Below are 18585 nucleotides of genomic sequence, written 5' to 3' on the forward strand. Positions count from 1 at the left end.
CCCGGCGGCCGTCAGTCCGCCGCGTCCAGGGGGGCGCGCCACACCAGGCGGGTGCCGCCGCCGGGGCGGGCGAGGGTCTGGAAGGAGCCGCCCAGCCCCTCGGCGCGCTCGGCCATGTTGCGCAGCCCGCTGCGGCGGCCGCCCTCGGGGATGCCGACGCCGTCGTCCTCCACCTCCAGCACCACGTCGTCGTCGCCGACCTCGACGGTCACCTTGGCCTCGGTGGCCCGGGCGTGCCGGGCGACGTTGGACAGCGCCTCCCGCGCGACGGCCAGCAGGTGCTCGCCGACGCTCTCGGAGACGGCGGTGTCCAGCAGGCCGTCCAGCCGGACCGACGGCGCGAAGCCGAGGTTGGCGGTGGCCGCGTCGACCACGGCGTGCAGGCGGCTGCGCAGGCTCTCCTCGTCGGGCGGGGTCTGCAGGGCGAAGATGGTGGAGCGGATCTGCCGGATGGTGTCGTCCAGGTCGTCCACCGCGCGCTGCACCCGGACCGCCACGTCCCGCCGCTGCGTGATCTTGACGACGCTCATCAGCGTCATGGCCGTGGCGAACAGCCGCTGGATGACGGTGTCGTGCAGGTCCCGGGCGATGCGGTCGCGGTCCTCCAGCAGGGCCAGGCGCTCGGCGTCGCGGCGCCGCCCGGCCAGCTCCAGCGCCACCGCGGCCTGCCCCGCGAACGCCTCCAGCAGCCGCTGGGCGGCGGTGTCGAACGCCTGCGACAGCGGCGCGTTGAGCAGGACGAGCACCCCCCGGGCGGAGGCGCCGTGCCCCAGCGGAACGGCCAGCACGGCGCCGTCGCGCAGCTCGGCGGGCAGCTCGATGCTCCACGGGGCCGCCCCGCACTCCTCCAGGCGCAGCGTGGCGCCGGTGCGGAACACGCGGGCGGGCACCTGCTCGGCGGTGCCGTCGTCCAGCGGGACGCGCAGGCCGCGCAGCCCGTCGCCGTGCGCGCCCGCGGCGGCCTCCATCCGCAGTTCGCCGCCCAGCTCGTCGGTCAGCCACACCGTGGCCAGGTCGGCGTCGGCGATCTCCCGGGCGCGCCGGGCGACCAGGGCGGTGACCTCGTGCGGGTCGGTGCCCGACAGCAGCGCGGTGGAGATCTCCGCCGAGGCCTCCAGCCAGCGCTCGCGGCGCCGCGTCTCCTCGTACAGCCGGGCGTTCTCGATCGCCACCCCGGCGGCGGTGGCCAGGGCGACGACGACCGACTCGTCCTCCTCGTCGAACTGCGCGCCGCCGGTCTTCTCGGTCAGGTACAGGTTGCCGAAGACCTCGTCGCGGACCCGGATCGGCACGCCCAGGAAGGTGCGCATCGCCGGATGGCCCGGCGGGAACCCGTACGACTCGGGGTGCCGGGTCAGGTCCGTCAGCCGCAGGGCGTGCGGCTCCTTGATGAGCAGGCCGAGGATGCCGTGGCCGTGCGGCCAGTGCCCGATCTCCTCGATCTGCCGGTCCGGCACGCCCACGGTGATGAACTCGACGAGCCGCTCGCCCTCCTCGCCAATCACGCCGAGCGCGCCGTACCGCGCGTCCACCAGCGTGGTGGCCGCCTCGACGATGCGGTGCAGCACCGTCTCCAGGTCCAGCTCGCTGCCGATGGAGACGACCGCCTCCAGCAGGGCGTGGATCCGGTCGCGGGTGCCGCGGGCGGCCTCCAGCCGCGCCTGCAGCTCGGCCAGCAGATCGTCCAGCCGCAGCTGGGGCAGCATGGGCCGGGCCTCGTCCCCGGAGCCGTTGTCGTGGATCACCCGTTCAGCATTTCTCGTCTGCGGTCCGGCGTCCATTTCGGGACCTTGGTCCCCCGGATCGGGGACCTTGGCGCCGTTCGCCCCCTCCCTTTGCGGCTAGCGTCGAACAATGGACGACACCACGAGACTAGGGGACTGATGTCATGACGGACCCAACGGCCGACAAAAACCAGATCATCCGGGTATTTCTCCTGGACGACCACGAGGTGGTGCGCCGCGGCGTCGCCGCCCTGCTGTCGGCCGAGGACGACATCGAGATCGTCGGCGAGGCGGGCTCGGCCGAGCAGGCCCTCGCCCGCATCCCGGCGGCGCGCCCGCACGTGGCCGTGCTGGACGTACGGCTGCCGGACGGCGACGGGGTGAGCGTCTGCCGCGAGATCCGCTCCCGCCAGCCCGAGATCGCCTGCCTGATGCTGACCTCGTTCGACGACGAGGACGCCCTGTTCGACGCGGTGATGGCCGGCGCCGCCGGCTACGTGCTCAAGCAGATCCACGGCTCGGACCTGGTCGGCGCGGTGCGCACCGTCGCCTCCGGGCAGTCGCTGCTGGACCCGCGCAGCACCCAGCGGATGCTGCAGCGGCTGCGCGAGCGGCAGGAGCGCAAGGACCCCCTGGCCGCGCTGTCGGACCAGGAGCGGCAGATCCTGGAGCTGATCGGCGAGGGCCTGACGAACCGGCAGATCGGCGAGCGGATGTTCCTGGCCGAGAAGACCGTCAAGAACTACGTCTCCAACCTGTTCGCCAAGCTGGGCATGAGCCGCCGCACGCAGGCCGCCGCGCTGGCCGCCCAGCTCCGGGCGGAGGGCACCCGCGCCGACGCCGCACGCGACCGCTAGAGCCCCGCCGCCCCCGGGCGGTCAGTCCCCGGTGAAGCACCCGCCGGCCTGCACGACGGCGACCGTGCACGGCACCTGCAGCAGCAGCGCGGTGCTGGTCGTCCCCAGCGCCGACGGTTCCGGCCCGCCCGAGCCGCGGTTGCCGACCACGACGAGGTCGGCGGTCTCGGCGGCGGCGAGCAGCGCCTGCCGCGGCGGCTCCACCACCAGGGCGGCCTCGGCCTCGACCAGCGGATGGCGCGCACGCCAGGGCGCGACCGCGCGGTCCAGGCGCTCCCGGCAGATCCGGCGCAGCTTCTCCCGGTCGTTGAACAGCCCGAGGTCGCAGTCGCGCGCCGCGGCGGGCTCCCAGCAGCCGTACACGGCCCGCACCCGCCAGCCGTGCAGCTCGGCCTCCTCGAAGGCCAGCGCCAGCGCCGCGTCGCCGGCCGCCGAACCGTCGACGCCGACGACCACCTCGCCCGCGCCGGACCGGGTGCCGGCCGCGCGCACGACCACCACCGGACGGCGCGCCCGGCCGGGCAGCCGCAGCGCGATCGACCCGGCGGACACGTCGCCGCCTTCGCGCGAGCCCACCACGATCAGCTCCGCGCCGTGGGCGTGGTGCGTCAGCGCCGCGTCGGCCGGGCCGTCCACCAGCTGCTTCTGCGTGCACACCGTGGGCGCGACGTCGTTGGCCAGGGCGACCCCGCGGTCGAGGATGTGCTCGCCGATCCGGCGGACCCTGGCCATGCACTCGCGGTCGACGTAGCCGACCGGGTAGGGCCAGCGCCACGCGTGGCACACGCGCAGCGGCAGCCCGCGCAGCCGGGCCTCCTCGGCCGCCCAGCGCAGCGCCTGCTCGCTCTCCCGTGTCGCGTCGTAGCCGACGAGCACGTGCGAACCGTGCGCCATCGTGCCCTCCGCACATCCATCGACGTCCCCTCACCTCCATCGACCCTCGTCCGCGCGCGCCGCCGTAGGGCCGAAAGCCCCCTTTTCGGACCGTCCTGCGGCGGTGGACGGTGCGATGGACGGTGCGATGGACGGGGTCGCGCACGGCCGCCCCGGCTTCGTCCAGGGACCTTCGTCCCTGGTGTCGGCGCGCGGGCCGGCGAGAAGCTGAGGGGCATGCCTCTCGATCGCAGCGGACTGGAGATCCTGGACGCCGACCAGTGCCGTGCCCTGCTGGCTAGCGCTCCCGTCGGCCGCATCGTGTTCACCGACCGGGCGCTGCCCGCGGTGCAGCCGGTCAACTTCGCGCTGGTGGACGACGAGGTGGTGATCCGCACGTCCAACGGGTCCAAGCTGGCCGCCGCGGTCCGGGGGGCCGTCGTCGCGTTCGAGGCCGACGACTTCGACGCCGCCACCCGCACCGGCTGGTCGGTGGTGGTCGTCGGCCATGCCCGCCTCGTCACCGATCCCGGCGAGCTGGAGGAGCTGCGCCGGCTGCCGCTGACGCCGTGGGCCCCGGGAGAACGCGAGCAGTTCGTCCGCATCCGTCCGCAGATGTACTCCGGGCGCCGCATCCCGGTCCCCTCTCCCGACTCGGCGGACCGGACGGCATCCTTGTAGGCGCGGCGCCCGGCCCGGCCCTCAGGCGGCGCCGAGGGCGGCCCGCACGCCCGCGGCGATCTCCAGGTCCTCGCGCGCGGTGACCACCAGGGTGCGGACCGGGGCGCCCGCGGCGGTGATCTCGGCGTCGCCGCGGGCGGTCGCGTTGGCCTCGGGATCGACGGCGACGCCGAGGTGGCGCAGGTCCGCGGCGAGGCGGCGCCGCGTCTCGGCGTCGTGCTCGCCGACGCCGCCGGTGAACACCAGCGCGTCCAGGCCGCCCAGCGCGGCGGCCATCGCGGCGGCGCAGGCGCGCAGCCGGTGGTGGTAGACCTCCAGCGCGAGGGCGGCGGCCTCGTCGCCTTCGGCGGCCCGGGCGCGCAGCCGCCGCATGTCGCCGGTGCCCGCCAGCCCGCGCAGGCCGGAGCGGTGCTCCAGCGCGTCGCCGACGTCCTGGGCCGACAGCCCGTGCCGGATCAGCCACAGCGGGATGCCGGGGTCGATGCTCCCGGCGCGTTCGGCCATGACCAGCCCCTCCAGCGGGGTGAAGCCCATCGTGGTGTCCACCGACCGGCCGCCGGCGACCGCCGCCAGCGAGGCGCCCGCCCCCAGATGGCAGATCACCATGCGCGGCGCGGCCGGATCGGCCCGCAGCAGCTCGCCCGCGCGGCGGGTGGCGTAGGCGTAGGACAGGCCGTGGAAGCCGTAGCGGCGCAGGCCGTGGCGTTCGCGCCACTCCGCCGGGAGGGCGTAGGTCGCGGCGGCCTCGGGCAGGTGCGCGTGGAAGGCGGTGTCGAAGCAGCCGACGACCGGCACGCCGGGCAGGGCCCGGCCGATCTCGCCCAGCGCGTACAGCGACAGCGGCTGGTGCACGGGCGCCAGGTCCACCAGCCGGTACAGCAGCTCGGTCACCCGGTCGTCGACGACCACCGGCTCGACGAGGTCGCGGCCGCCGTGCACGAACCGCAGGCCCACCGCGTCGGGCCGCGGCATCCGCGCCACCGCGGCGGCCAGGCGCTCGGCCTGCCGTCCCCCGTCGCCGGCGGCGATCTCGGCGCGGGTCGGCGGGGCGTCGCCGTCCAGCAGGCTCAGCTTGAGGCTGCTGGACCCGGGGTTGACGGTCAGTATCCGCATCGCTGCCTCCTCGCGGGCCTAGCCGGGCCAGGTCCAGTCGCGGACCTCGGGCGCGTCCTCGCCGTGCTCGCGCGTGTAGGCGCGCAGGGCCAGCCGCTTGTCGATCATGCGCTGGCGGACGTGCGCCACCCGCCCGCCCAGCGACGGCACCCGGTCGATGACGTCCATGACCAGGTGGTAGCGGTCCAGGTCGTTGAGCATGACCATGTCGAACGGCGTCGTGGTGGTGCCCTCCTCCTTGTAGCCGCGCACGTGCAGGTTGCGGTGGCCGGCGCGGCGGTAGGCGAGCCGGTGGATCAGGTACGGGTAGCCGTGGAAGGCGAAGATGATCGGCCGGTCGACGGTGAACAGCGCGTCGAACTCGGCGTCGCCCAGCCCGTGCGGGTGCTCGGAGTCCGGCTGCAGCCGCATCAGGTCGACCACGTTGACCACCCGCACCCGCAGCTCGGGGAAGTAGCGGCGCAGCAGGTCGGCGGCGGCCAGCGTCTCCAGGGTGGGCACGTCGCCCGCGCAGGCCAGCACCACGTCCGGGTCGGCGCCGCCGTCGGTGCTGGCCCACTCCCAGATGCCGATGCCGCGGGTGCAGTGCAGGACGGCCTCGTCCACCGACAGCCAGTTCGGGGACGGCTGCTTGCCCGCGACGACGACGTTGACGCAGTCGCGCGAGCGCAGGCAGTGGTCGGCCACCGACAGCAGCGTGTTGGCGTCCGGCGGCAGGTAGACCCGGATGATCTCGGGTTTCTTGTTCATCACCACGTCCAGGAAGCCGGGGTCCTGGTGGGTGAACCCGTTGTGGTCCTGCCGCCACACGTGCGACGACAGCAGGTAGTTCAGCGAGGCGACGGGCCGCCGCCACGGCAGCCGCCGGGCGACCTTCAGCCACTTGGCGTGCTGGTTGAACATGGCGTCGACGATGTGGACGAACGCCTCGTAGCTGTTGAACAGCCCGTGCCGCCCGGTCAGCAGGTAGCCCTCCAGCCAGCCCTGGCACAGGTGCTCGCTGAGCACCTCCATGACCCGGCCGTGCGGCCCCAGGTGCTCGTCGGTCGGGTACCGGTCCCCGGTGAAGACGCGGTCGGTGACGTCGAACACCGCGCCCAGCCGGTTGGAGGCGGTCTCGTCCGGGCCCATGATGCGGAAGTCGTCCGGGTTGGCCGCCACGACCTCGCGCAGGTACGCGCCCAGGACGCGGGTCGGCTCGGCGGAGGTGGCGCCCGGCCGGTCGACCGCGACCGCGTAGGCGCGGAAGTCGGGCAGGACGAGGGGCCGCAGCAGGAGCCCGCCGTTGGCGTGCGGGTTGGCGCTCATCCGCCGCTCCCCCGCCGGCGCGGCCGCGCGCAGCTCGGGCAGCGGGCGGCCGTCGGCGTCGAACAGCTCCTCGGGCCGGTAGGACCGCAGCCACGCCTCCAGCATCGCCAGGTGCCGGGGGTCGTCGCGGACGCCCGCCAGCGGCACCTGGTGGGCCCGCCACGTGCCCTCCACGGGCACGCCGTCCACCTCCTTGGGGCCCGTCCAGCCCTTCGGGGTGCGCAGCACGATCATCGGCCAGCGGGGCCGTCCGGTGAGCGTCCCGGAGCGGGCCGCGGCCTGGATGCCGGCGATCTCGTCCAACGCCTCGTCCAGCGCGGCCGCCATCGCCCGGTGCATCGGCTCCGGGTCGTCCCCGCTCAGCAGGATCGGGCGGTGGCCGTAGCCGCGCAGCAGGGCCACCAGCTCGTCCTCGGGGATGCGGGCCAGCACCGCCGGGTTGGCGATCTTGTAGCCGTTCAGGTGCAGGATCGGCAGCACCGCGCCGTCGCGCACCGGGTCGAGGAACTTGGTGGAGTGCCAGGCGGCCGCCAGCGGGCCGGTCTCGGCCTCCCCGTCGCCGACGATGCACGCCACCACCAGGCCGGGGTTGTCGAACGCCGCGCCGTAGGCGTGCGCCAGCGCGTACCCCAGCTCGCCGCCCTCGTGGATCGACCCGGGCGTCTCGGGCGCGACGTGGCTCGGCACCCCGCCGGGGAAGGAGAACTGCCGGAACAGCCGCGCCATGCCGGCCGCGTCCTGCGTGACGTGCGGGTAGACCTCGCTGTAGGTGCCCTCCAGCCAGGCGTTGGCGACCGCCGCCGGGCCGCCGTGCCCGGGCCCCATGATGTAGATCATGTCCAGGTCGCGGGCCCTGATCACGCGGTTGAGGTGGGCGTAGCAGAAGTTCAGGCCCGGGGAGGTGCCCCAGTGGCCGAGCAGCCGCGGCTTGATGTGCGCGGGGCGCAGCGGCTCGCGCAGCAGGGGGTTGTCGAGCAGGTAGATCTGCCCGACGGACAGGTAGTTGGCGGCCCTCCAGTACGCGTCGATCAGCCGCACGTCGTGGTCGGTCAGCGCTTCGGCCTGCTTCATGGCGGCTCCTTCGCTTGGTCGGTGCCCGCGGCGGGGCCGGTCCGCCTCGGGTCGTCGAGCGTTCCGCGTCTGGACTGCCTCCCCGCGGCCGGGCACGGCAATCGCACCACCGCCCGCACCGGCGGCGGCAGGGGCGAAGGTCCGCACCCGGGGAGCCGTCCGGGCGCCGACGTCCGCGCATCCGGTGACGTTCGGCCCTGCCGAACCGGCCCCGCGCGGACCGACAGTGGAGGAATGAGGGCAGCGCCGGAACGGAGAACGTGAGGCACGATATGAGGCACGACACAACCGACGCCCGCTGCGGGCTGCAGGTCATCGGCACGCGCGAGTGCCTGGACCTGATGCGGTCGGTGCCGATCGGCAGGATCGTGTTCACCGACCGTGCGCTGCCGGCGATCCAGCCGGTCAACTTCGTCCTCGACGCCGACGACAGTGTGATCATCCGGACCGTGCCCGGGTCGAAGCTGGCCGCGGCGACCCGGGGCGCCATCGTCGCGTTCGAGGCCGACGACTTCGACGAGGCGAGCCGCACCGGCTGGTCGGTCACCCTGATCGGTCCCGCCCGGGCCGTGACGTCGCCGGCCGAGCGGGACCGGCTGGCGCGGCTGCCGCTGACGCCGTGGTCGCCGGGGATGCGCGACCACTTCATCCGCGTCACCGCGCGGCAGGTCAGCGGCCGCCGCATCGTGCGGCCGCCCCAGCGGGACGCCGTCTGCGCCCATGCCGGGGAGGAGTCGTGACCACGCGCAGGCCGCCGGACCAACGCACGGTCGCCGAGGTGATGACGACCGATCTGCTGACCGTCACCGCCGAGGAGACCGTGCCGATGGCCTGGGAGCTGATGTGCCGGGCGCGCGTGCACCACCTGCCGGTGGTGGACGGCGGCGGGCGCTGCCTGGGCGTCGTCGACGCGGCGACGCTCACGGCCACGTGGGAGCCGTCCAGCCCGCTGGGCGCCCGCAGGGCGGTCACGACCCTGCTGCCGCGCCGGGGCCCCATGTGCGTGCGGCCCGAGGCCACCCTCGCGCAGGCCGCCGCCGCGATGCTGGCGGTCGAGCGCGACTACGTGACGGTGATCGGCGAGCACGGCGAGCTCGTCGGCCTGGTCACCGCCCGCGATCTGGTCGCGGCGCTGGCCGGGGTCCCCGGTCCCGACCGCACGCGCGGCTCGTGCACGCCGTCGATGTACCGGATCGAACCGGTGCTCCCCGAGCGCCGGCGGCACACCGCTCCGCACAGCGCGGTCCCTCCGGACTGACCGCGCCCCCGCGCCCGCGGGGCGGGGTGGTTTGGCCGGCGGTCCACCGGGCAGACGGGGGGAACGTGTGGTGACGCACCGCCACCGGACCGGCGCGTGCCGTGTCCGGTGCGCGGGCGGCCGTTTTCAGCGGACGCCGTGCTCCCGCAGCGGCCCCACCTGCAGGCCGAGGTCGGCGCAGCGGGCCACCAGGCCGGGCAGGGCGCCGAGCGCCGCCCGCCAGGAACCGGGAGCGGAGGTGCAGTCGGAGTCGTGGAGCAGGACGGTGGCCCCGCCCCGCAGGCCGGGGGCGAGCGCGGCCAGCACCGACGCCGGCGTCGCCGTGCGCGTCCAGTCCCTGCCCCATGCCGTCCACAGCACCGGCCGCAGCCCGCGGCGGCGGGCCGCCGCCAGCGCCTCGGCGCTCAGCACCCCGTAGGGGGGCCGGTACCAGAGCGGTTCGGCGCCGGTGACGGCGGCGACCAGATCGGCGGCGCGGGCGATCTCGGCGGTCACCCGGCCGGGGCGCGTCACCAGCGCGTTGCGGTGGGCCCAGCCGTGCACGGCGGTCTCGTGGCCCTCGGCGGCGATCCGCCGGCCCAGCTCGGGGTGGCGGCGCAGCATGTCGCCCAGCAGGAAGAAGGTGGCCCGGCAGCCGAGCCGCCGCAGCTCGTCCAAGAACAGCGGGGTGGAGCGGGGGTCGGGCCCGTCGTCGAAGGTCAGCGCGACGTGCCCGGCGCGTCCGACGCCGGCCAGCCCCGGCAGGCGGCGGCGCACGGCGGGCAGCCAGGACGCGGCGGGCCCCGCGTGCAGCAGGGCCAGGCCGGTGAGCGTCAGCGCGGCGCGGGCCACTCTCCCCAGTCTGCGGCATGCCGGACGGTGACGCCAGCGCGACACAGCGTGCTGATCGTCAGCGCGAGCATGGGCGCCGGGCACGACGGGGCCGCCGCCGAGCTGGCCCGGCGGCTGGCGGCGGCCGGCGGCGCGGCCGAGGTGGTGGACCTGCTGGAGCTGCTGCCGCTCGGGCTGGGCGGGGGGCTGCGCCGCTGGTACGGCTGGATGATGCGGTCGGCGCCGTGGGTGTACGCGCTGATCTACCGGGTGTTCTTCGCTCCCCCGCCCCGGCGGCCGGTCGGCGGCGGGCCCGCGGCGGGCGCCCGGCGGGTCCGCGCCTGGGATTCGCCGCTGACGGTGCTGGCCGCCGCCCGGCTGCGGCGGCTGGTGGCGAGCCGCCGTCCGGGCGAGGTCGTCACCACCTTCCACGTGGCCGCGCAGGCGGCCGGGCGGCTGCGCGGCCGGGGCCTGCTCGCCGTGCCGAGCACGGTGCTGCTGACCGACTTCGCCGTGCACCGGATGTGGCTGCATCCGGGCAACGACCGCTACCTGTGCCCGTCTGCGGGGGCCGCGCGGCGGGTGACCGCGCTGACCGGGCGTCCGGCGGCGTGCTGCGCCCCGCTCACCGGCCCGGCCTTCCGCCGCCCGGACGGCCGGACGGCTCCGGCCCGGCGGGCCCGGGAGCGGCTCGGCGTGCGGCCGGACGACCGGCTGGTGCTGGTCTCGGCGGGATCGTGGGGGGTCGGCGAGGTGGCCGAGGCCGCCCGCGTGCTGGCGGGTTCGGGGCGGTATCTGCCGGTCGTGCTGTGCGGCCGCAACGAGCGGTTGCGCCACCGCCTGGCCGCGCTCCGGCCCGGCCTGGCCCTCGGCTGGCGCGACGACCTGCCCGCGCTGATGGCGGACGCGTACGCGCTGGTCGACAACGCCGCCGGGCTGACCTGCCGGGAGGCGTTCGCGGCCGGGCTGCCGGTGGTCTCCTACCGGCCGATCCCCGGCCACGGCCGCGACGGCGCGCTGGCCATGGCGCGCGCCGGGCTGAGCGTCTACGCGGGCGGCCCCCGGGACCTGCTGGCCGCGCTGGACCGGCTGGCCGATCCCGCCGAACGCGCCCGCCTGGTCGCCGCCGGCGCCGCCCTGTTCGCCGCGCCGTCCGCCGAGGCGCTGCTGCTGGGCGGACGGCTCAGGGGGGCTCCCGCGCCGGCGCCGGGGTCTCAGTCGTAGGCGTCGGCGCCGTCGTCGTCGCGCAGCGGCCGGGCGAGGTGGATGCTGCCGTACAGGATCAGGCCGATGCCCAGCAGCTCCGGCACCACCCAGCCGCCCAGGCGGATCGACTCGCCGAACAGGCCGACGCCGTAGGCGATGCTGGCGACCGGGTCGGTCACGTTGAGTCCCGGCTGCACGGCCACCAGCGTGCCGCTGCGCAGGGCGTCCTGCAGCAGCAGCAGGCTCGCCAGCCCCGCCGCCACCATGGCGTACAGCGCCCAGGAGGTCAGCAACGCGACCGCGCCGCCGGAGATGGCGCGGGTGGCCTCCTTCATGAGCGCGGCGGTGAAGGAGAACCCCAGCCCGCTCGCCACCGCCAGCAGCACCGCGCGGCGCGGGCCGCGCACCGCCCGCGACGACGACACCAGCAACGCCATCAGCCCGACCGTGACGAGGATGGCGATCGCCCACTCGATGCGGTGGGGCGTCCGGGTGCCGTCGCCCGGGTCGGCCGCGGCCAGCAGGACGGCCAGGCCGACGGTCAGGGCGCCGACGGCGGTCCACGCCTCGCGGTCGAGCCTGCGCCCCAGCAGCAGCCAGATGAAGGCCATGGTGAACGGCAGCTCGGTCACCAGGATCGGCTGGACCAGGGCGAGCTGGCCGACGGTGAGCGCCCCGGCCTGGAAGAGGAACCCCCCGATCATTGCGAGGATGCCGAGGAGCCAGCCGGTGTCGCGCACCAGGCGCAGCAGCATCGACAGCTGGAAGGAGTCGCCCGGCGCGACCGAGCGCGCCGCGCGCCGCTGCAGCACCGACGACAGCGCGTTGCTCGCCGCGGCGCACAGGGCGAGGACGATCGCGAGGATCATGGCGGCTCGTCCCCGGTGGCCGCCGGTTTGCCGGGATAGCGGGCCCGGGCGAGCACGACGATGCCGAGCACGACCATGCTGAGCCCGGCGACCTCGGCCGCCAGCGCCCCGGCGGTGATCTGCAGCCGTTCGGCGAACACGAAGACGCCGAGGACGATCCCGATGACCGGCTCGGCGGCGGTGATGGCGGGCAGCGAGATCGCCAGCGGGGCGGCGTCGAACGCGCTCTGCGCCAGCAGCAGCGACACCACGGCGATGGCGACCAGGGCGTACGGCTGCCAGTTCCACAGGCCGGCGGCCAGGCCGCCGTGCCCGAGGACCTGCAGCGTGCCGTGGGTCAGCGCGTCCTGGACGCCGAACATCATGCCCGCCGCGGCGGAGAACAGCAGGGCCTTGGTCCGCAGCGAGCACGGCGCGGCGAGCAGCGCCAGCCCGACGGCCAGCGCCAGCACCACCCCGGCGGCCAGCCAGCGCGGCGACGTGGGGCCCGCGGGCTGCCCGCCCTGCGGCCGGCCGAACACCAGGAAGCCGGTGACCCCTCCGGTGACCAGCACCGCGCCCCACCACGCCGCGTGGCTCAGCCATTCCTGGTAGACCGCGTGCGCGATCAGGAAGGCGAAGATCAGGTTGGTGGCCAGCAGCGGCTCGACGCTGCCGAGGTCGGCGCCGGTCAGCGCCAGCGCGCCCAGCACCTGGCCGCAGACCATGGCGGCGATGCCGAGCAGCCACACCCGCTTGCGGACCAGGTGGGTGAGCAGCCGCAGGTGCAGCATCTCGTCCAGCGGCTCGCGGTAGGCGACGTGCTGCTGGGCGACGAACCCCGCGCCGATGAGGCAGGCCGCCGCCAGTGCGAGCACGGTGCTCATCGGCCCCCCGCCGGAATCATGGGGTCCGTCGTACCCCTCCCGCGCCGCTTCTCACCGGCGAAACCCCCGTCCGACCTGTCGTTTTACCTCGTGCGGGGCGGTTCGAGGAGCGGGCGCCGAAGGCCGCCGCGGGCGACGCTATGTGCGTCCGTCACCTATCGTCCGGCGCCACTTACCGGGCCCGGTGCGCCGTTGCTATACCGGGAAAGTCCCCGCCTGCCGTCCGCGGGCGAGTGAGCGCAACGGAGGACGATCGTATGGGGAAGGCCGGTGCCGCCACCGCGGGGTTCGAGGCCGCGCGGGCGGTGGCCGACGCCGTCCTCTACGAGGGGTATCTGCTGTATCCGTACCGCCGTTCGTCCATCAAGAACCGGGTGCGCTGGCAGTTCGGCGTGCTCACGCCGCGGACGTGGACGCTGGCGCGCGGCCCGGCCGACGCGGGCGTGGCGGGGTCCGCGGAGACCTGGTGGCAGCAGACCGACTGCCTGGTGGAGTCCGCCGGCGACGCCGGCGACACCGTCGTCGACTGCCGGGTCCGGTTCCTGCAGCTTCAGCACCGGTCGGTGGAACGGCTGCTGCCGGACGGCTCCTACCGGCCCGCCGACGCCCTGGACACCGGGTCGCGGCCCGAGTCGAGCTTCGACGAGGCGGTCCCCCGGGAGTTCGACGCCACGGTGCCGCTCGGCGACCTGCTCGCCGGGGAGCACCGCGTCACGCTGCACGCCGACGAGGGCGAGGACGTCGAACCGCTGACCGACGACGAGGGGCGCCCGGTGGGGCGCGTGGTGCGCAGGCGGTGGCCGGTGACGGCGCTGCTGGCGGTGTCGGCCGTCCCGTGCCGCACGCGGACCCCGCTGTTCCGCCTGCGGGTGCGCGTGGAGAACCGCAACGACACCTTCCAGGTGGAGGGGACCCGGGACGAGGCGCTGCGGGTGTCGCCGATCGCCTCGCACGTCCTGCTCGCCGTGCGGGGCGGCGCGTTCGTGTCGCTGCTAGACCCTCCGGCGTGGGCGGCGGAGGCGGTCCGCACGTGCACCAACCAGCACACCTTCCCCGTTCTGGCGGGCGGGCCGGGCGGGCGCGAGGTGGTGCTGTCGTCGCCGATCCTGCTGTACGACCATCCGCGCGTGGCGCCGGAGAGCCCCGGCGACCTGTACGACGCGACCGAGATCGACGAGATCCTGTCGCTGCGCACGCGCACCCTGACCGACGCCGAGAAGCGGGAGGCGCGGGCGACCGATCCCCGGGCCGCGCGGATCCTGGACCAGGTCGAGGGGATGCCCCCGGCGGTCCTGTCGCGGCTGCACGGCGCGATCCGGTCGCGGCGGCCGGTCCCGCACGCCCACGCCCCGTCCGGCGGCGCGGCGGCGGACGGCACAACGGCGGACGGCGCGGCGGCGGAGCGTCCGTCCGCACCGTGGTGGGATCCGGGCGCCGACGACTCGGTCTCCCCGGAGACCGACCGCGTCGTGGTGTCCGGCGTGCCGGTGTCCCGGGGCTCCCGGGTGCGGCTGCGGCCGCGCGCCCAGGGCACGGACCCGCAGGACGCGTTCCTGCAGGGCCGGACCGCCGTGGTCGAGGCGGTGCTGCTGGACGTGGACGGCGCCCGCCACCTGGCCGTGACGGTCGAGGACGACCCCGGCGCCGACCTGCACCGCTGGTACGGCCGGTTCCGCTACTTCCGCCCCGACGAGGTCGAGCCGCTGCCCGGCGAGGGGAGGGACGCATGAGCCGCGACCGGCCGCGGCGCGTCCTCGTCGCGGGCATCGGCAACGTCTTCCTCGGCGACGACGGCTTCGGCGTGGAGGTGGTCCGCCGCGTCGACGCCGCGGAGCTGCCGCCCGCGGTGGACGTCGCCGACTACGGCATCCGCGGCCTGCATCTGGCCTACGAGCTGCTCGACGGCCGCCACGACACGCTGATCATGGTGGACGCGGTGCCGCTGGACGGGCCGCCCGGCACGTTGGCCGTCCTCGATGTCGGCGACGCCGCCGCGGACACCGGCGGCGCCGCCCCGGACATCGGCGCGGACATCGGCGCGGACATCGGCGCGGACACCGGCGCGGACACCGGCGCAGGCGCTGCCGCGGACACCGCCGCAGCGGTCGTGGACGGGCACGGCATGGACCCGCTGACGGTGCTGCGGCTGCTGCACCGCCTCGGCGGCGCCGTGGACCGCGCGCTGGTCGTGGGCTGCCGTCCCGAGAGCGTCGACGAGCGGATGGGGCTGTCGCCGCCCGTCGCCGCCGCCGTTCCCGAGGCCATCCGCCTGGTTGCCGAGGTGGCCCGCGCGGAGGCGGCCCGGACGGTACCGGCCCGGGCAGAGTCGGCACGGGCGGGGGCGGCGCGGACGGACACGACCGGGGAAGAGGTGCGGGCGGATGCATGAGATGGGCATGTGCGAGGCGATCGTCGAGGCGGCGGTGCGCCGGGCCGGCGGGCGGCGGGTGCGCGGCGTGCGCGTGCGCGTCGGCGGGCACGCCGTCGACCCGGGCGTCGTGGAGCAGGGCTTCCGGATGGCGGCGGCGGGCACGGTCGCCCAGGACGCCGCCCTGGACCTGGTGGTGGTGCCGCTGACGGCGCGCTGCGGCGGCTGCGGCGCCCGCTCGCCGGTCGACGACGCCGCCCACCTGGTCGCCTGCCCCAACTGCGGCGGTGTCGACGTCGAGGTCACCGGGCACGACGACGTCGTGCTGGAGTCGATCACCATGGACGGCTCCGTCCGGGACGGTGCCTGATGGGCGCCGCCGCCCCGCCCGCCCATGACCGCCGGACGGCCGAGCGGCCGTTCCGCGACCACCCGGCCGCCCCCGACGGGCCGCCCGCGCCGGCGGCGGCCGTCCCGGTGGCCGCCCCGGTGGCCGCCGTCCACGACCGTGTCCACGACCGTGTCCGCGACCGGATCCAGGGGAGGCCACGCAGATGACCAAGGCACAGGAGGCCACCGCCCCCGCCCGCGAGGGCATCGACGAGATCACGATCCTGTGGATCTCCGAGGGGATGAGCTGCGACGGGGACACCGTCTCGATGACCGCCTCGGCGCAGCCCGCGATCGAGGACGTGGTGAACGGCCGCATCCCGGGGCTGCCCAAGGTGAACCTGCACAACAAGGTGCTGTCGCCGGCCGTCGGCGGCGAGCAGTTCCTGGCCCCGTTCCGCGCGGCCGCGCGCGGCGAGCTGGAGCCGTTCATCCTCGTCATCGAGGGGTCCATCCCGAACGAGAACATCAACGGCGACGGCTATTGGACCTCGTTCGGCAACGACCCCGAGACGGGCGAGCCGGTCCCCCTGAACCGGTGGATCGACCTGCTCGCGCCGCGGGCGTGGGCGGTGGTGGCCGCGGGCACCTGCGCCACCTACGGCGGCATCCACGCCATGGCGGGCAACCCGACCGGCTGCATGGGGCTGGCCGACTACCTCGGCTGGGACTTCCGGTCGGCCGGGGGGCTGCCGATCGTCAACGTCCCCGGCTGCCCCATCCAGCCGGAGAACTTCATGGAGACGCTGACGTGGGTGCTGTACCACGCGGCCGGCTCGGCGCCCCCGCCGCCGCTGGACTCGATGCTGCGGCCGCAGTGGCTGTTCGGCAAGACGGTGCACGAGGGCTGCGACCGCGGCTCGTACTACGAGCAGGCCGACTTCGCCAGGGACTACAACTCCCCCAAGTGCCAGGTGAAGATCGGCTGCTGGGGGCCGGTGGTCAACTGCAACGTGCCCAAGCGGGGCTGGATGGGCGGCGTGGGCGGCTGCCCCAACGTGGGCGGCATCTGCATCGCCTGCACCATGCCCGGCTTCCCGGACAAGTTCATGCCGTTCATGGACCAGCCGCCGGGCGGCAGCCTGTCCAGCATGCTGATCAGACCGTACGGGGCGGCCATCCGCCGCCTGCGCGCGATCACCAACCGCACGGCGAACAAGGAACCCAAGTGGCACCACAACCGTGACGTGCTCACCAGCGGCTACGACCCGCGGTACCGGCCCTAGCGGCCGGCGCGGGCGAAGGCGCGCACGGCACCGGCGGACGGCACCAGCGGAACGGGACGAAAGGAATCGGGCGGATGACCACGACGGAGCGCAGACCCGCACCCGCCGAACCCGGCCAGCTCGTCGAGATGGCGTGGGACCCGATCACCCGGATCATCGGCAACCTCGGCATCTACACCAAGATCGACTTCGCGAACCGGCAGGTCGTGGAGTGCCGCAGCACCTCGTCGCTGTTCCGCGGCTACTCGGTGTTCATGAAGGGCAAGGACCCGCGCGACGCCGGGTTCATCACCAGCCGGATCTGCGGCATCTGCGGCGACAACCACACCACCTGCTCGGTGTACGCGCAGAACATGGCCTACGGCATCCAGAACCCGCCGCTGGCCGAGTGGATCATCAATCTCGGCGAGGCCGCCGAGTACATGTTCGACCACACCCTGTTCCAGGACAACATGGTCTTCGTCGACTTCTGCGAGGCCATGGTCAAGGAGACCAACCCCGGGCTGCTGGCCAGGGCGCGCACCACCGAGGCGCCGCACGCCGAGCTGCACGGCTACCGGACGATCGCCGACATCATGGCGGCGTTCAACCCGTTCGAGGGCGACTTCTACCAGGAGGCGCTGCGCGTCAGCCGCGTCACCCGCGAGATGTTCTGCCTGATGGAGGGGCGGCACGTGCACCCCTCGACGGTGTATCCCGGCGGGGTCGGCACGATGCCGGAGCCGACCGTGTTCACCGACTACCTCAGCCGCCTCATCCGCATCGTCGACTTCATCAAGCGGTCGGTCGCCATGAACGACGACGTGTTCGACTTCTTCTACGAGGCGCTGCCGGGCTACGAGGAGGTCGGCCGCCGCCGGATCCTGCTGGGGTGCTGGGGGTCGTTCCAGGATCCCGACGTCACCGACTACCGGTACGAGACGATGAACCGCTGGGGCAAGGCGATGTTCGTCACCCCGGGCATCGTGGTGGACGGCACGCTGCTGACCAACGACCTGGTGGACATCAACCTCGGCATGCGCATCCTGCTGGGCAGCTCCTACTACGACGACTGGGTGAACGAGGAGCCGTTCGTCACCCACGACCCGCTGGGCAACCCGGTCGACATGCGTCACCCGTGGAACCAGACCACGCTTCCGGTGCCGCAGAAGCGGGACTTCGAGGACAAGTACTCCTGGGTGATGAGCCCGCGCTGGCTGGACCCGGGCAGCGGCAAGCACCTGGCGCTGGACACCGGCGGCGGTGCCTTCGCCCGGCTGTACGTGACGGCGCTGTCCAACCTCGTCGACACGCCCTATGTCAAGGCGACCGGCTCCAGCGTGCAGATCACGCTGCCCAAGGGCGAGAAGCTGCCGGAGCAGACGCTGGAGTGGCACATCCCGAAGTGGTCCAACACGCTGGAGCGCGACCGGGCCCGGGCCTACTTCGTGGCGTACGCGGCGGCGATGGCGATGCACTTCATCGACCAGGGGCTGCGGCTGGTCCGCTCGGGCGACACCCGGGTCTTCCAGGACTTCGACGTGCCCGACGAGGCGATCGGCTGCGGCTTCCACGAGGCGGTGCGGGGCGTGCTGTCCCACCACATGGTGATCCGCGACGGCAAGATCGCCAACTACCACCCGTACCCGCCGACGCCGTGGAACGCCAGCCCGCGCGACGTCCACGGCACGCCCGGACCGTACGAGGACGCCGTGCAGGGCACGCCGATCTTCGAGGAGAACGGGCCGGACGAGTTCAAGGGCGTCGACATCATGCGGACGGTGCGCAGCTTCGACCCGTGCCTGCCCTGCGGGGTGCACATGTACCTCGGCAAGGGCCGCCAGGTGCGCAAGCTGCACTCGCCGATGTTCGGTTCCGCGCATGGCTGAGCGGCACGCGACCGAGCGGCCCGCGGACGAGCGGACCAAGCATGCCGCGGCGCCCGCGGACGTGCCGACCGCGGACGGCGGTCCGGGTCCGCGGCGG

The 18585-nt window shown here is 74.7% G+C and carries 17 protein-coding genes; 10 read left to right on the forward strand and 7 right to left on the reverse strand.

Going from position 1 to position 18585, the window contains the following annotated elements:
* Positions 1 to 11: 11 nt before the first annotated feature.
* The gene (locus tag ABD879_RS20230; protein ID WP_345023058.1) at positions 12 to 1781 is read right to left on the reverse strand and encodes a GAF domain-containing sensor histidine kinase; all 1770 of its coding nucleotides are present in this window, start codon (positions 1779 to 1781) and stop codon (positions 12 to 14) included.
* Between the two features lie 107 nt (positions 1782 to 1888).
* On the opposite strand from ABD879_RS20230, the gene ABD879_RS20235 reads away from it, so the two are divergent.
* Entirely contained in the window at positions 1889 to 2581 is a 693-nt protein-coding gene (locus tag ABD879_RS20235; RefSeq protein ID WP_345023059.1) for a response regulator, read from the forward strand.
* Positions 2582 to 2602: 21 nt separating this feature from the next.
* Here ABD879_RS20235 and ABD879_RS20240 read toward each other — a convergent pair whose 3' ends face one another.
* A complete protein-coding gene (locus ABD879_RS20240) occupies positions 2603 to 3475 on the reverse strand; it encodes a universal stress protein (RefSeq protein WP_345023060.1) in 873 nt (290 codons plus the stop codon).
* A gap of 216 nt (positions 3476 to 3691) precedes the next feature.
* Between ABD879_RS20240 and ABD879_RS20245 the strand changes: the two genes are divergently transcribed.
* Positions 3692 to 4135, forward strand: a complete 444-nt coding sequence (locus tag ABD879_RS20245) for a pyridoxamine 5'-phosphate oxidase family protein (protein ID WP_345023061.1) — start codon at positions 3692 to 3694, stop codon at positions 4133 to 4135.
* A gap of 21 nt (positions 4136 to 4156) precedes the next feature.
* Here the strand turns inward: ABD879_RS20245 and ABD879_RS20250 are convergent, their stop codons facing one another.
* Both ABD879_RS20250 and ABD879_RS20255 read right to left on the reverse strand, forming a co-directional pair.
* Positions 4157 to 5248: an acetate/propionate family kinase gene (locus tag ABD879_RS20250; RefSeq protein ID WP_345023062.1), complete on the reverse strand. Its 1092-nt coding sequence runs from the start codon at positions 5246 to 5248 to the stop codon at positions 4157 to 4159.
* Between the two features lie 18 nt (positions 5249 to 5266).
* Positions 5267 to 7627: a phosphoketolase family protein gene (locus tag ABD879_RS20255; protein ID WP_345023063.1), complete on the reverse strand. Its 2361-nt coding sequence runs from the start codon at positions 7625 to 7627 to the stop codon at positions 5267 to 5269.
* 272 nt (positions 7628 to 7899) lie between these two features.
* Here ABD879_RS20255 and ABD879_RS20260 point away from each other — a divergent pair, with 272 nt between their 5' ends.
* Both ABD879_RS20260 and ABD879_RS20265 read left to right on the forward strand, forming a co-directional pair.
* A complete protein-coding gene (locus tag ABD879_RS20260; RefSeq protein ID WP_285494876.1) occupies positions 7900 to 8367 on the forward strand; it encodes a pyridoxamine 5'-phosphate oxidase family protein in 468 nt (155 codons plus the stop codon).
* Positions 8364 to 8885 carry a CBS domain-containing protein gene (locus tag ABD879_RS20265; protein WP_345023064.1) on the forward strand — a complete coding sequence of 174 codons (522 nt, stop codon included), beginning with the start codon at positions 8364 to 8366 and terminating at the stop codon, positions 8883 to 8885. Before ABD879_RS20260 ends, ABD879_RS20265 begins: the two co-directional genes overlap by 4 nt.
* A 126-nt stretch (positions 8886 to 9011) precedes the next feature.
* On the opposite strand, the gene ABD879_RS20270 is transcribed toward ABD879_RS20265, so the two are convergent.
* Entirely contained in the window at positions 9012 to 9716 is a 705-nt protein-coding gene (locus ABD879_RS20270) for a polysaccharide deacetylase family protein (protein WP_345023065.1), read from the reverse strand.
* A 48-nt stretch (positions 9717 to 9764) separates the two neighbouring features.
* On the opposite strand from ABD879_RS20270, the gene ABD879_RS20275 reads away from it, so the two are divergent.
* Entirely contained in the window at positions 9765 to 10919 is a 1155-nt protein-coding gene (locus tag ABD879_RS20275) for an MGDG synthase family glycosyltransferase (protein WP_345023066.1), read from the forward strand.
* Here the strand turns inward: ABD879_RS20275 and ABD879_RS20280 are convergent.
* Both ABD879_RS20280 and ABD879_RS20285 read right to left on the reverse strand, forming a co-directional pair.
* Complete coding sequence (locus ABD879_RS20280; protein WP_345023067.1) at positions 10910 to 11770, reverse strand: DMT family transporter; 861 nt, start codon at positions 11768 to 11770, stop codon at positions 10910 to 10912. The two genes, ABD879_RS20275 and ABD879_RS20280, sit on opposite strands and share 10 nt — an antisense overlap.
* Positions 11767 to 12636, reverse strand: coding sequence for a DMT family transporter (locus ABD879_RS20285; RefSeq protein ID WP_345023068.1), 870 nt, complete (start codon positions 12634 to 12636; stop codon positions 11767 to 11769). Before ABD879_RS20285 ends, ABD879_RS20280 begins: the two co-directional genes overlap by 4 nt.
* Positions 12637 to 12893: 257 nt before the next feature.
* Here ABD879_RS20285 and ABD879_RS20290 point away from each other — a divergent pair, with 257 nt between their 5' ends.
* The 5 genes from ABD879_RS20290 (at position 12894) to ABD879_RS20310 (ending at position 18488) form a co-directional block, all read left to right on the forward strand.
* Complete coding sequence (locus ABD879_RS20290; RefSeq protein ID WP_345023069.1) at positions 12894 to 14366, forward strand: hypothetical protein; 1473 nt, start codon at positions 12894 to 12896, stop codon at positions 14364 to 14366.
* Positions 14363 to 15025, forward strand: a complete 663-nt coding sequence (locus ABD879_RS20295) for a hydrogenase maturation protease (protein ID WP_345023070.1) — start codon at positions 14363 to 14365, stop codon at positions 15023 to 15025. The genes ABD879_RS20290 and ABD879_RS20295 overlap by 4 nt, the downstream gene beginning before the upstream one ends.
* Complete coding sequence (locus ABD879_RS20300) at positions 15018 to 15374, forward strand: hydrogenase maturation nickel metallochaperone HypA/HybF (protein ID WP_345023072.1); 357 nt, start codon at positions 15018 to 15020, stop codon at positions 15372 to 15374. Before ABD879_RS20295 ends, ABD879_RS20300 begins: the two co-directional genes overlap by 8 nt.
* A 184-nt stretch (positions 15375 to 15558) precedes the next feature.
* A complete protein-coding gene (locus ABD879_RS20305; RefSeq protein WP_345023073.1) occupies positions 15559 to 16620 on the forward strand; it encodes an NADH-quinone oxidoreductase subunit B family protein in 1062 nt (353 codons plus the stop codon).
* Positions 16621 to 16694: 74 nt separating this feature from the next.
* On the forward strand, positions 16695 to 18488 hold the full coding sequence (locus ABD879_RS20310) for a nickel-dependent hydrogenase large subunit (RefSeq protein ID WP_345023074.1): 1794 nt from the start codon (positions 16695 to 16697) through the stop codon (positions 18486 to 18488).
* Positions 18489 to 18585 lie beyond the last annotated feature (97 nt).

The sequence above is a fragment of the Actinomadura keratinilytica genome (genome assembly GCF_039539665.1).
GTDB lineage: Bacteria > Actinomycetota > Actinomycetes > Streptosporangiales > Streptosporangiaceae > Spirillospora > Spirillospora keratinilytica.